6 protein-coding genes are annotated in these 14890 nt (G+C 42.2%); all 6 read right to left on the reverse strand.

The features are described 5' to 3' along the window. Positions 1-30: 30 nt before the first annotated feature. Complete coding sequence (locus AC1DUD_RS12045; protein ID WP_477374919.1) at positions 31-2433, reverse strand: ABC transporter permease; 2403 nt, start codon at positions 2431-2433, stop codon at positions 31-33. 115 nt (positions 2434-2548) lie between these two features. Next, positions 2549-4945: an ABC transporter permease gene (locus AC1DUD_RS12050; protein ID WP_477374920.1), complete on the reverse strand. Its 2397-nt coding sequence runs from the start codon at positions 4943-4945 to the stop codon at positions 2549-2551. 101 nt (positions 4946-5046) lie between these two features. Then, the gene (locus tag AC1DUD_RS12055) at positions 5047-7428 is read right to left on the reverse strand and encodes an ABC transporter permease (protein WP_477374921.1); all 2382 of its coding nucleotides are present in this window, start codon (positions 7426-7428) and stop codon (positions 5047-5049) included. Positions 7429-7516: 88 nt separating this feature from the next. Continuing rightward, a complete protein-coding gene (locus tag AC1DUD_RS12060; protein ID WP_477374922.1) occupies positions 7517-9916 on the reverse strand; it encodes an ABC transporter permease in 2400 nt (799 codons plus the stop codon). 99 nt (positions 9917-10015) lie between these two features. Continuing rightward, complete coding sequence (locus AC1DUD_RS12065; protein ID WP_477374923.1) at positions 10016-12394, reverse strand: ABC transporter permease; 2379 nt, start codon at positions 12392-12394, stop codon at positions 10016-10018. A gap of 91 nt (positions 12395-12485) precedes the next feature. Further along, positions 12486-14846: an ABC transporter permease gene (locus AC1DUD_RS12070; protein WP_477374924.1), complete on the reverse strand. Its 2361-nt coding sequence runs from the start codon at positions 14844-14846 to the stop codon at positions 12486-12488. Positions 14847-14890: the final 44 nt, after the last annotated feature.

Consider the following 14890-nt stretch of genomic DNA (forward strand, 5'->3'; position numbering starts at 1 on the left):
TGCTGATGTTTTCAACTAAATCTTCAACCTCTAATCACTGGAACGTAAACTCTTCACCGGGTTAGCAAGAGCTGCTTTAAGCGATTGTACACTTACGGTAATAAATGCGATCAATATCGCAACGGCACCAGCGGCAATAAATACCCATAATTGGATGCTGATCTTATAAGCAAAATCCTGTAGCCATCTATGCATAGCATACCAGGCAATAGGCGATGCGATGATAACCGATATGATCACCAGTTTTAGGAAATCGCCGGAAACCAATTTTACTATGCTGAATACACTTGCCCCCAATACTTTGCGCACACCAACTTCCTTTATCCTTTGTTTGGTTGAGAATACGGCAAGTCCAAACAAACCAAGGCAGGATATGAATATAGTAACCAGTGTGAAAGCCGTCAGTATTGAACCGGTGCGTTGCTCTGATTTATACATATCATCAAATTCCTGGTCGAGGAAATGGTATTCAAACGGCGTGGCCGGGTTAAAGGCGCTCCATTTTGCTTTTACTGCCGATATGGTTTGGGCGATATTATTTCCCGAAGTTTTGATGAGGATCTTACCAAAATAGTCTTCGGTAAACATTACTATAGGAGCAATTTCCTGGTGCAGGGAGGCAAAGTTGAAATTTTGGACAACGCCTCTTATTTCACCTTTACGTCCGTTTAGGCCAATATGTTTGCCTATAGCTTCGCTGGCTTTCCAGCCCAATGCGTTAGCCGCTTTTTCGTTAATAATAAAGCCGTAGCTGCGCAGGTTTTCGTCGGTCAGGGTTGAGCGTTGTTCATCGGCAACAGTAAAATCTATGCCTTGCACCAGTTTAATACCGAGTGTTTTTAAAAAATTCCGTTCAACAGGCAGGGCAGTTACCGAAAGATTGTAATCACTGTTTTTACCATCGGCCTGGTTAATACTATACCCTCCATGAACATCCACCGGCGAATCATACGAGGCAGTTGCGTTAAGCACGCCAGGCAGTTGTGTAACTTCATTATTAAATGATTGGATATCCTTTAATGATTTACCACCGAGATCAAGTACCATAACCTGCGACCTGTTGATACCGATATTAAGATGTTGAATATATTGCAACTGGCTGCCGGCTATAACCGTACAGATCATGAAGAACACGGATACTACAAACTGAAATATCACCAGCGAACGGCGTAATGCTTTTCCGCCCGAGGTATTTGTCAGCTTTCCTTTTAAGGTAACAATAGGATTAAATGATGATAAATATAATGATGGATAAGTTCCGGCTAAAAATGTAACCACTATAAATAAGGCAGCCATCGCCAAAAACAACCATGAAGCATTCCAGGTTTGGAAGCTTAACTGCTGTCCCGAAAAATCACTGAACCATTTAAAACTGACATTGGCCAAAAACAAACCGCAAAGTAAAGACACCAGCGTTATCATAGCCGATTCGATAATAAATTGGGTAAAAAGCTGGGTACGTGCTGCACCCATTACTTTCCTTACCCCTATTTCGTGACCGCGCTCAATTGCTTTGGCTGTTACGAGGTTCAGGAAATTAACGCAAGCCAACAGTAATAAGATAACTGCTACTGCACCTAAAATGTAAATGTACTTGATATTGCCAGATGGCGTAAGCGGGTATGTAGCAACAGATTTCAGGTGAACATCGGCCAATGGTTCAAGTGTGAACCACATTTTATGGCCCTGTCTAAATTCATCTTTAAACATCTCTGCCACATAATTATTCATTTTTTGCTGAACGGAAGACGCGTTAACACCCGGCTTTAACAGCAGATATGAATAATCATTAGCTGAATCCCATCTGCGTGTTTTGGAATGTTCGGAACCTGCATAAGAGCCAATCATATCGAACTTTATCTGCGAATACTCCGGCACATCCTCCACTACACCGGTAACCATCATGTTTTGCTTGTTATTAACCTTCAAAACTTTGCCCAGCGCATCATCATTACCAAAGTATTTTTTAGCGGTAGAGGCGGTAATAACCACTGCCGATGGATCTTTAAGCGCTATTGCAGCGTTCCCCCGCAAAAACTTAAAGCTAAAGATCTTGAAAAAAGGCTCATCGGCTAATAAAAAGCGCTTCTCGTTAAACAGCTTATCCTGGTACTGAACTGGATTATTGTTCCAGTAAATACGCACACCATCTTCAATTTCTTGTAATTGATGTTTAAATACCGGCACCGGCGCGGTCGGCGTTACCGACACTGATTTAGCTTCCGCATCATCCGACGATTTATAATTATACACCACACGGACTATCCGGTCGGCCTTTACATGAAACCTATCGTACCGCAACTCATTTAACAGGTAGGTAGCCAGCAGTATAAAGCAGCCTATCCCAACTGCCAAACCTGCAATACTTATTAGCGAAGTAACCTTATTTACAACAAGGTTACGCCATGCTGTTTTTATATAGTTTTTAATCATTTGTTAGTTTATTAGTTCAATGGTTCATTAGTTCATTGGTACTTGCATGTTTGTTAAAGGTGTCTTTCCGCGTTCACACTAATGAACCAATGAACAAGTGAACCAATGAACGCAATTATTCAGATCTCAAACTTTTAACCGGGTTAGCCACGGCCGCTTTAATAGCCTGGAAACTTACCGTTGCAAATGCAATAATGAGCGAGGTGAACCCGGCTATGCCGAACACCCACCAGCTGATATCAATGCGATAGGCAAAATCCTGCAGCCATTTGCTCATTGCATAAAAAGCAATAGGCCAGGCAATGACATTGGCAATTAGTACCAGTTTTACAAAATGGCCCGAAAGCAGTATTACAATATTTTGTACCGATGCACCAAGTACCTTGCGCACCCCTATTTCCTTGATTCGCTTTTCGGCAGAATAAGATGCGAGGCCAAATAAACCTAAACAGGATATAATGATGATCAGCCCGGCTAAAATACTTACTACTGTGCTTACCTGGTTATCTACACTATAAACTTCGGTAAAATGATCATCAAGAAACTGATATTCAAAAGGCACACCCGGAAACTGTTTCATCCAGGTTGATTGGATGAACGCCACAGCCTCCTTAGCCCTGCCGCCATTGATCTTAACCGACATCTGGCCAAACCCTTTGCCATTAACGAGAAACAGTGTTTCAATTTTGTAATGCAAGGAGTTGAAATTAAAATCTTTAGCAATACCTGTAATCACACCTAACGAATCAAAACCAAACCTTTGGCCTAATAAGGATTCCATGTTTTTTCCTTTATGGTCTTTCAATAGTTCTTTGGCCAATGCTTCATTGATGATATACTGCTTCCATACTGCCGAGGTGTCGGTAGAGAAGTTTTTGCCCATCAGCAGCTTAATCTTATACAGATCGAGGTAATTATTATCAACAACCAGCAAGGTTGAAGTAAGCTGTCTTAATGGCGAATCGCCCAGTTTAAATGAGATCCCGGTTTGATCAAGGTGGCTGCCCAAAATATCCTGGGATGCCGTAACACCTTGTACCAGCGTATTGGATAGCAGCTCTTGCTTAAAAAGATCATATTTATTTTGTGGAATAAGGCCTAATGGAACGTTAACAATTTGATCGCGGTTAAAGCCGGGATCTTTTTGCTGCATAAACTTAAGTTGTTTGATAACCAAAACCGTAGCGATCATCAAAATTACAGCACTGGTAAACTGGCCCACAACCAAAATATTACGCAGCGGGATCTTGTTACCTCCCGCCGAAGCAAAAGCTCCCTTCAACACTTTAACAGGTTGAAATGACGACAGGAAGAGCGCCGGATATATACCCGATATAATGCCCACAAGCACTGTGCTTATAAATATCAAACCTATAAGCATCTTATTATCGTGCAGTGGCAAACTGATATCACGCTGACTTAAACTATTGATAAAAGGTATAGCAAGGCTTACTAAAACACAGGCAAAAGCCAAAGCTATCAGGGAGAGCAATACCGTTTCGCCCAGGAATTGCATGGCCAGCTGAAAACGACCTGCACCGATGGATTTGCGTACACCTACTTCTTTAGCCCGCTCTGATGACCGCGCGGTTGAAAGATTAATAAAATTAATACAGGCTATCACCAAAACAATGATGCCGATTATCGTAAACAGGTTGGTTATATGCTTATCAAACTTTTGGTAATTAATATAATCCAACCCGATATCGGCCGAATTAGCGTGAACATCTTTCAGGGAAAGCAGGAATAGCTCGTAATTTTTAGGGCCGTCCTTACCTTTATATTTTTGAAGGTATGCCGGAAATTTCTTTTCGAGCGCTGCTATATTTGTACCCGGAACCAGTTCAAGGTAAGTATTTAGCCAGTTCCCTCCCCAATTGGTAAACATCCATGGTTTATAGATACTGCTAAATGAAAATAGACAATCGAACTGTAATTGTGAGTTTTTAGGCACATTGGCCAAGATGCCCGTAACCGCGTATGTTATGGTGTCCTGACCGTAATTGGTAACGGTTTTACCTATCGGGTCGTCGTTGCCAAACATGCGTTTAGCGGCATCTTCGGTTAATAAAACACTGCGCGGTTTTAGCAGCGCGGTTTCTCTATCGCCCCTTAATAATTTAAAGTCAAACATTTTCAGAAAAACCGAATCGACAAAAAACACCTGCGGCATATATACCCGTTTAAGCCCAACATTGAGCGGAAACTTTTGCTGCCAGCGTACCCGTGTAAAGTTTTTCACCTCCGGAAAATCAGCCTTAAGGCTTGGCCCCATCGGGAACATGGATAAGGCCACCTTTTGCGATGCACCCATACCTTCAAACTTTTGCACTTCGTTTAAGCGATAGATGTTTTCAGCATGCAGGTTGTCAAAGCTTTTTTCGTAATAAACAAAAAGCAGGATCACAATACAGGCAGCCATACCCACAGCCAATCCAAAAATATTGATAGCCGAAAAAACCTTGCTTTTCCAGATATTCCGCCAGGCGGTTTTGAAGTAATTTCTTATCATAGCTTTATTTCATTATATCATTGGGGCATTAAGTCATTTTTGCCTTGCTACTTTATCAATGACCTGATGAGGCGAAGCAAATGACTCAATGACCAGTCAAATTATTCCGAACGTAAACTTTTAACCGGGTTACTTAAAGCCGCTTTAATAGCCTGGAAACTAATGGTAGCCACAGCTACCAAAATGGCCAGGATGCCTGCCAGCACAAACACCCACCACTGGATATCAATGCGATAAGCAAAATCCTTGAGCCATTGGCTCATAAAATACCAGCCTACCGGCATGGCAATAACACAGGATATCAATATCAATTTTAAAAAATCTAACGATAACAAGTTCACGATACCCGGTACCGATGCGCCCAGCACTTTACGGATCCCTATCTCGCGGGTACGCTGCAGGGTACTGTATGATGCCAAACCAAGCAAGCCTAAACATGAAATAAATATGGCCAGTATGGCAAAGTTGAAAAAAAGCTTCCCAAAACGTTGTTCCGCACGATATTGCCTGTCGAAGAATTCATCTAAAAAATAATAAGTATATGGCCTGTTAGGGATAAATTGTTTCCACTTGCCTTCTATCTGTGCCAGTGTAGCATTTAAGTTTTGGGGCGATACTTTTACAGTGATCAGATCAAGGCTATGTAACTCAATACGCATGGTAAGCGGCTTGATCACCTCCTGTAACGAACGGAAGTGAAAATCCTTCATTACCCCTACTATCTTGCCCTCACGTCCCCATTGTTTAAACCGGCGACCGATGGCATCTTTAGGAGAGCTATAGCCAAATAGTTTAACGGCTGCTTCATTAACGAGCATGGCCTGGGCAGTATCTGTACTAAACTCACGCGAAAATGCACGACCGGCAACCATTTTGATCTTGAACTGTTTTACGTAGTCGTAATCGACAAAATAAAGGTCGAGATTAGCAATCTGTAAATCGCCTTTTTTGTTCTCAATCTCGGAGTAAGCTCCGTTATTGCCGCCGCCAGGGATGCTCGAAGCTGATGCTGTTGAAACTACACCAGGTATCGAACTGATGGCATTTTTCAACGCATCTTTGGCCGGATCGCCATTGGTGTTAATTACTACCATCTGCTCTTTATTAAAACCGAGATCGCGGTTTTGCATAAAGCTCATTTGGTTATAAACCACTATGGTGCCGATAATAAGTGCTATGGAAATACTGAACTGGGCAATAACAAGCGTTTTACGCAAAACTCCGCCTTTTTTGCTTCCCGAAAATCTACCTTTTAAAACCATCACCGGTTTAAAGGAGGATAACACCAAAGCCGGATACAAACCTGCCAATAAGCCGATACAAACGGATGTTACAAAAAGGATAAGTATATAATACCAGTTTGAAAAGATGCCTGAGCTGATGGTCTTACCAGCCAGCTGATTAAACATAGGCAGCAACAAAGAAGCGATACCAACAGTGAGTAAAAAAGCGATGATACAAAGCACTATTGATTCGCCAATAAACTGGCCTGCAAGCTGGCTTTTTTCGGCACCTACAACTTTGCGGATCCCAACTTCCTTAGCCCGCTCAACAGAACGCGCTGTGGTAAGGTTAACGAAGTTAATGCAGGCTATCAGCAAAATAAAAACAGCAACAATGCTGAATATGTATACATTGCTGATGCTGCCAACTTCCTGCCCGCCTCTTTTTGAATAGAGATAGGTAGACTTTAAAGGCTCAAGTGTAAGTGTATAAAACATCTGGCTCTTTTTCATGCCGTCTCCATCGCGGTTTTGCAGAAAAGCCGGCATTTTTGCTTCAAAAGCTTTTTGACTGGTACCCGGTTTTAGCAGAAGATAAGTTGTAGCACCGAAATTTCCCCATTGACCATCTATCCCTTTATTAAACTTTTGAGTTAACGATGTCATAGAGATAAGCATATCGGCCTTAATTTGCGAGTTGCCGGGAAAATCTTTTATGACACCCGTTACTGTGGCCGGTATGGCATCGCCGGTAACCAAAACAGTTTTACCGATTGGGTCGGCGGTACCAAAATACTTTTTCGCGGTCGATTCTGTAAATACGATCGTAGCGGGTGCGCTAAGGGCGGTGTTTGGATCGCCTTTTAGCAATTTAAAATCAAAAACCTTGAAGAAGGTCGAATCGGCAAACATGGAGTTTTCTTCCTGAAACTTTACATCGCCCCTGCGTACCAGAAAACTGCCGCCGCTGGTGCGTACAAAGGCTTCCACCTCGGGCAGATCGGCTTTGATACTGGGTGCAAAAGCCCAGGAAGTGATACTGGTATTAATAGTTTCGCTTGGCGTTTTAATGTCCGTTACTAAACGATAGATCCTATCGGCCTTTGTATGAAACTTATCATAGCTCAGCTCAAAAGCCACATACATAAAAATGAAAAAACAAGCCGTTATACCTATTGACAGGCCTATAATATTGATAAAGGAAAAGCCCCGGTGCCGCCAAAGGTTCCGAAGGGCTATTTTGATGTAATTTCTGATCATATCTCTTTATTTCATTAAGTCATTGGGTCATTGGGTCATTAAGTCATTGTTACTTTACTCCATTATCAATGACTCAATGACCAATCAATTATTCAGAACGTAAACTTTTAACCGGATTGGCAATTGCGGCTTTAATAGCCTGGAAACTTATTGTTGCCAGCGTGATCACAATAGCTACTATTGCCGATATGATGAAAACACCGGGGCCAACGGTTACCCTGTAATCATATTTTTGTAACCATCCCTGCAAAAAGTAAAATGCCAGCGGCGATGCTATCACACAGCTAACAAGCACCAGCAACACAAAATCCTTCGACAGTAAAAACCATAGCTGGCTAACCGTGGCGCCCAATACTTTACGTACGCCAATCTCTTTGGTGCGCTGCTCCGCTATATAGGCAGCCAGGCCGAACAATCCGAGGCACGAAATAAAAATTGCCAGGCCTGCGAATATGCCGGAGAGTTTGCCTACTAATACTTCCTGACCGAACTTGCGGTTATAATCATCATCGACAAAGCGATAGGTATATGGATAAGCCGGGCTGTATTTTGAAAACACCTGCCCTAATTTGTCAATGGCATCATGCGGGTTTACTTTAGGCGACAGGCGATAGATCATGTTTTGATGTGGATCATTATTATACACAAACATGGTAGGGTCGGCCTGTGCAAACGGTGATAACATTAGTGCGTTTTTAACTATACCAATTACTTTGACGGGCCTGCCCCCGAAAATGATCACCTGGCTTATCGGATCGCCTTTAAGGCGGAGACGTTTAATAGCAGCTTCATTAAAAATAACATTTGAAGTATCTGATGCAACACTATTAAAATCCCTCCCGGCAAGCATTTTCATTCCCGTTGTTTTAAAATAATCGTCAGCAATGTTTATAATGCCCATTTCAACCGTTTCGCCGGCCAATTTACCTGGCCATTGATCAAGGTCATTGTGCGTGTTTACATCAGTGACAGTACTTGATGCCGATGATATACTTTCTACTACACCGCTTTGCAATAACTCATTTTTAAATGCCGCAAAGTGTTTGCCGAGATCTTCATTGGCGTTGGTTGCCATCAGCCTGTTGATATTGTATCCGCTGGGGCGGTTTTTGGCATACTGAATTTGCTTGTAAATAACTACCGTACTAATGATTAGCGCTATGGAACAGCTAAACTGCATCACCACCAATATTTTGCGCGAATAGGATGCGGAGCGCCCGATCTGGATTGTACCCTTTAAAACTTTAACCGGATTAAATGACGACAGGTAAAACGCGGGCCTGCTCCCCGCAACTAAGGCAGTAAGCAGTACACAGCCAATGACTATTAGCCAAAAAGTTATACTGCTAAATGGTATGGCGATGGCAGTACCGGTAAGCGCGTTAAATGGCCCAAGAGCTATCTGCACAAAAAGTATCGAACAAATAAAAGAGATAAAAGTGATCAATGCTGATTCAGTCAGGAACTGAAAAATAAGATGCTTGCGTTGTGAACCAATTGCCTTGCGGATTCCGACTTCCCGTGCACGTTTTTCAGACCGGGCGGTGGTGAGGTTAATGAAATTAACACAGGCTATAAGAAGTACAAGCGCTCCTACAATACTAAACGTACGTACATAATCAATAAAACCTGCACTCGCTACGCCATTTTTATAATCGGAATACAAATGCCAGTCGGCCATGGGCTGCATGATCACTTCCGAATTTTCGGCGTTTACGTTTTTCTCACCTTTTTCAATAATTTTAAGCTTTGGGGCAAGCTGCGCATAAGTTACACCGGGTTTTAATTTGGCATAAAGTTCAAAACCATTATTGCCAAAACTGCCATGTGCGCCCTTCATATAAGGTTGTAGCTCCAAAAGACTGAAGGGTATAATGTATTTAAACTGAAGCGATGAATTCAATGGTACATCCTGCATTATACCGCTAACTTTTAATGGTACATCCTGCATTATACCGCTAACTTTTAAGTTATAAGCATTATCAATCTTAACCACCTTATTAATCGCGTTTTCGGTGCCGAACAGAGCAATAGCTGTAGCCCTTGTTAATACAATTGAATAGGGATCATTCAAAGCAGATAAACGACTTCCCTGTAGTAACTTGTATTCAAATATCTTTAAAAAATCGCTTCCAGCCTGTATACCATCAATTGACAGTTTTTTTTCACCAACCATCAATCCATGCGTACCACCCCAATCTGTTGGCGCAGCATATTCAACTTCGGGAAGGGTGTGCAGTACATCAGCCAGCTTTAATGAAGTTGAACTAAAAGTTAGCGTTTCGCCATTGCTGTTAAAATTACGGCGCACCTGGTATACCCTATCCGCGTTAGGCAAAAATTTATCGTACGAGTACTCGTTAGCAACCCAAAGCGCTATCATTAATGCAACGGCCATTCCGGCTGCCAGGCCTAAAACATTGATAGCCGTATAAGCTTTGTTATTGACAATGTTTCGCCAGGCTATTTTCAAATAATTTCTAAGCATAATACTTTGTAACATTAAGTCATTGGGACATTAAGTCATTTTTGCTTTGCGAGTTTTCCAATGACTTAATGACGCAAAGCAAAATGACTCAATGACGATTTATTCGGAACGCAAACTTTTAACCGGGTTAGTCAACGCCGCCATAGTGGCCCGGTAGCCCACAGTGATCCATGCTATTATAAAGGTGGATACTATCGACACGATAAATATTTGAGGGCCGATACTGATCCGGTATTGAAAATCTTTTAAGTAATTATGCATTGCCCACCAGGCCAGTGGAGCCGCTATTACAAATGCTATAAGTAACAGTATGCTAAACTCCTTGCCAAATAACCATAAAATACTGCTGATATTGGCACCTAATACCTTGCGTACCCCGATCTCTTTGGTTTTACGCACGGCCATGAACGATACCAGGCCATACAAGCCAAGGCACCCTATTATAATAGCTATACCGGCAAATGCTTCAACCAGTGTCAGCAGGATGTTATCCATTTCGTAAAAACGGGTAATGGTATCATCCAGAAACTGGTATGAATATAATTCTTCAGGGAAGGTTTGGTTCCAGACCTTATCAATGGCGGCCAGGGTCGCTTTAGCATTACGCATATCTATTTTTATCGCCACGGTAGAAAGAGACTGGTAATTAGGCATCACACATAGCGGTGCAATCTCAGTATGAAAGGAGTAATTGTAAAAATCCTTCATTACCCCAACGATGATACCTTTATAATCCCGACCATTAATTGCTATCTGCTTTCCAATTACATCCTGTGGTTTAAGGCGTAATTTTTTAACGAAAGTCTCGTTCACCAAAAGTTCTTTGGTTGAATCGCCTTTGAAGAAATTCCTACCCGCAACCAGTTTAATCCCAAAGGTAGAGATGTAATTTTCATCGGCTTGTTTGGTATTAATGCTCCAATGTTCATCTTCGGCACGGTTATCATATTGAATACCCGTATTGCTATTGGAGCGGGATGCAGGGGCATTATAACAGTAAGTTACATTTTCAACGCCCTTGATTTCGCTGATGCGGTTACGCATCGTGCTCATTTTTATCTTATCGTTTTGAGGAAGCGGCACCAGCACCACGGCATTCTTATTAAACCCAAGATCGGCATTTTGCGAATAATGTAATTGCGATACCACAATAATGGTACCGATGATCAGCACCTGCGATATGGTAAATTGGGTAACTACCAATACCCTACGCAACGAAAACCCGCCAACATCTTTTTGCGACAGCTTACTTTTAAGCGCCTTGATAGGTTGGAATCTTGCCAGTACCAAGCCCGGATATGAACCCGACAGAAATACTACGACAATGGTTATAACAACGATAAACGCGCTCAGCTCGGCCCAGTTAAACACCATTTTTGCATGGAATAGGTTATTCAATGCCGGCAAAGCAATTTCTGATAGACCGATGGCTACTCCAACCGCTATGATACTGATAATAGCAGTTTCTGCAATAAACTGCCAAAACAACTGAAATGGTAAACTACCAAGCACTTTACGGATCCCTACTTCTTTTGAACGGTTAAGAGCTTGAGCTGTAGCCAGGTTTATAAAATTTACAGATGCGGTAATGATCAGGAATATCCCAATAAAGAACAGCGCCCACAAATAGCTTTTATCAGCATAACCGCCAAGCTCACGATCAAAGTGCATTTCGGCAATTGGTTGTAATTTAAAACGCCATACCTGTAAATCACGGCCGGTATAGTTCTTTTTAACCAATTGCAGCATGGCTGTTTCAACCTGTGCTTTGGTTACCCCGGGCTTTAAACGGGTAAAGGCCTGGCAACCACTGTAAACACCTCCCCAGTTATTTTCGCGGTCTTTGCCCGCGTATGCATCCATGCTTGAGTAGGAAATAAAAATTTCCTGCTTTTGGTCAGTGTTATTTGGCAAATCCTGCAGTACACCGGTTATGGTAACATTGATATTGTTGTCCAGTTTAAAAACCTTACCTATCGGGTTGTCGTTACCAAAATATTTATGCCCCATTTTTTCGGTAACCAAAGCTTCATTTGGGTTAGCAAGGAGGCTTTTCTTATCCCCTTTAAGCAACGGAAAATTCAGAATATTGAAATAATCAGGCTCAACAAAAGCAACACCGTCATCTTCACCAAATTTCTTAACATCATTTCCCTTAGTAATAGTGATCAGCGTTCTGTTGAAACTGATATACCTTGCCGTTTTTTCGCTAAGGCCAAGATCATTCCGGTAGCCTTTGGCCATAGGTTGAGGTATAGCACCCACCCTATCAACACCCTGGTCATGAAACTCCGTATAAAAACGATAGATCCTATCGGAGTTCTTATGGAAATTATCAAAGCTCAGGTGATAGCTTATCAGCGTAAAAATCAACACGCCGCAGGCAATCCCCAAAGCCAAACCAATAACACTGATGGTTGCATAAGCCTTATTGCGAACCAAATTTCGCCAGGCAATTTTTATATAGTTTTTGATCATAGTATAATGTTCATTAGTTCACTTATTCATTAGTTTATTGGTGCCTGTCGATCTTAGTATGATGGACTAATCTCTAGTCTCTAAACTCTAATCACTCCGACCTTAAACTCTTCACTGGGTTGCTCAACGCTGCTTTAATAGCCTGGAAACTTACGGTTGCCAGTGCTATCACTATGGCAGCAATACCGGCCGCTGCAAATACCCACCATTGCACGGTTATCCTATATTGATAATTTTGAAGCCAGTTATTTGTAGCATACCAGGCAACCGGAAAAGCTATCAGACATGAAACAACAACCAACTTTAAAAAATCTCGTGATAGCAAACCCGTTAAACCTGCTACCGATGCGCCAAGCACTTTGCGGATGCCTATTTCCTTGATCCTTCTTTCGGCAGTATAAGCAGCCAGGCCAAATAAGCCGAGGCAGGATATCACAATAGCCAGCGACGCAAACACACCAGCCAGTTTACCAGTGAGCGCCTCAGTTTTAAACAGCTCATCAAAATCCGAATCAACAAATTTGTACTCAAACGGATAACCTGAATTAGCGCGTTTATAAACTTCACCGGTTTTTGCCAGCGCCTGGGTTAAATTAACACCTGGTTTAAAGCGGATGGTTAAAATATTATTGTTTTGCGGACGGCTGAACAACATGAGCGGTGCGCCCGAAACATACATATCGTTGTAAAGGAAATCCTTAATAATTCCTGCAATTTGATAGGGCTTACTGCCGCCATCCCTGATAATGCCACCAACATGACCTGCCTTGCCCATTTGTTTGGCAAAAGCCTCGTTAATGATTACGTTGCTGCTATCAAGCTTTGCATTGGCATAAAAATCTCTACCCGAAAGCAGTTTCATGTTCATAGTAGATACAAATTGCGGACTCACACTTTCAATAGTAATAAGCGGATTTTTTGACGCATCCTTGCCATCCCATGAAAAATTATCGGTATTGCTCCAGATCTGTAAAACAGGATATTCGCTTAATGCCGCATCGGCTACAACGCCTGTTTGCTTCAGTTCATTATTTACCGCAGCAAAATGGTCGGTTATTTTGCCTTTGGTATCGATGTAAACAAGATTATCTTTTTTATAGCCCAGCTCCCTGTTTTTTACGTGCTGAATTTGCTGGTATATAATTACAGTACCGATGATGAGTATTATAGATACCGAAAACTGGATCACCACCAAACTTTGCCTGATAAAACCGGCACCAACAGCCGATGGTAGTTTAATATTTTTCAATACCGCTATCGGGTTAAACGACGATAAATAGAATGCCGGGTAGCTACCAGCCAATAAACCGGTAACCAAACCTATCGACAGTAAATAAAACAAATGTGATGGTTGCAACAGGTCAATATTCAAATCCTTTTGAACCATATTATTGAACGATGGCAGAGCCGTGTAAACTAAAAGCACGGCTACAATTACAGCAATAAATGCCATGATCAAAGCCTCACCTATAAACTGGGCGATGAGTTTGCCCCTACCCGCCCCCATTACTTTGCGAACACCAACTTCCTTAGCCCGTTTCTCGGAGCGGGCTGTTGAAAGGTTCATGAAATTGATACAGGCTATGATGAGGATAATAAACGCAATTGCCGAAAACAAACGAACATATTCGATCCTTCCGCCATCCATTTTACCGTCTGTAAATTTATCGCGCAGATTCCAGTCGTTCATCCCGAAAAGGAATGAGACAGTTTTATTGCCGTTTTTCTTGCTGCCGATGTAGTTAGCCAGCTTTTTGTTAACGGCCTTAACATCTGCCGATGGTTCCAGCTCTACATAAGTGCGGGCCCAGTTAGCACCCCAGTCCTGCATCCAGGGTTGCATATGATCGATGTTTTTTAACGGCGCAAACCATTGCATCTGGAAAGTTGAGTTTTTAGGCAGATCGGCAAATACACCTGTGACCGTAAAATCCTGCTCATTATTCATCTTCAAGGCCTTCCCGATAGGATTGGCTTCACCAAAAAACTTTTTAGCCATGGTTGTACTGATCACTACAGAACGCAGCTCATGAAAAACATTAGCCTCATCGCCCTGCACAAATGAAAGTTTCAGCATCGGGAAGATCTCCGCGTCAGTATAGGAGCCATCTTCGTTGATAGTTTTATCGCCAAGTGCAAACACAATATTATCGGAGCCTGCCATCCGGGCAGCATTTTTGACACCGGGGATATCGGTTTTCAAAGCCGCAGCCATTGGCCCCGGGGTGGCCCGAAATGTGGAGGTTTTACCATCATAGGTTTGATTTTCGCGAACCGTGTACAAGTTATCCCGCTTTGCAAAATTATGGTTAAACGTAAGCTCATCCTGCACCCACAAAAATATCATAGATGCGCAGGCCACGCCAATAGCCAGGCCAGCGATGTTCAAAAAGCTGTAAGCCCGGTTTTTCGTCAGGCTCCGTACAGTGGTTTTAATATAATTTCCTATCATGGTTTGGTCATTAGGTCATTTGCGTTGAGTTTGTTTCACGTCAT

The sequence above is a fragment of the Mucilaginibacter sp. P4_A11 genome, assembly GCF_056402535.1.

Excerpts from the sequence above, each read along its gene's own strand:
- AC1DUD_RS12070 (WP_477374924.1), bottom strand. The coding sequence starts at position 14,846 with ATGATAGGAAATTATATTAAAACCACTGTACGGAGCCTGACGAAAAAC.
- AC1DUD_RS12055 (WP_477374921.1), bottom strand. The coding sequence starts at position 7,428 with ATGATCAGAAATTACATCAAAATAGCCCTTCGGAACCTTTGGCGGCAC.
- AC1DUD_RS12050 (WP_477374920.1), bottom strand. The coding sequence starts at position 4,945 with ATGATAAGAAATTACTTCAAAACCGCCTGGCGGAATATCTGGAAAAGC.
- AC1DUD_RS12045 (WP_477374919.1), bottom strand. The coding sequence starts at position 2,433 with ATGATTAAAAACTATATAAAAACAGCATGGCGTAACCTTGTTGTAAAT.
- AC1DUD_RS12060 (WP_477374922.1), bottom strand. The coding sequence starts at position 9,916 with ATGCTTAGAAATTATTTGAAAATAGCCTGGCGAAACATTGTCAATAAC.
- AC1DUD_RS12065 (WP_477374923.1), bottom strand. The coding sequence starts at position 12,394 with ATGATCAAAAACTATATAAAAATTGCCTGGCGAAATTTGGTTCGCAAT.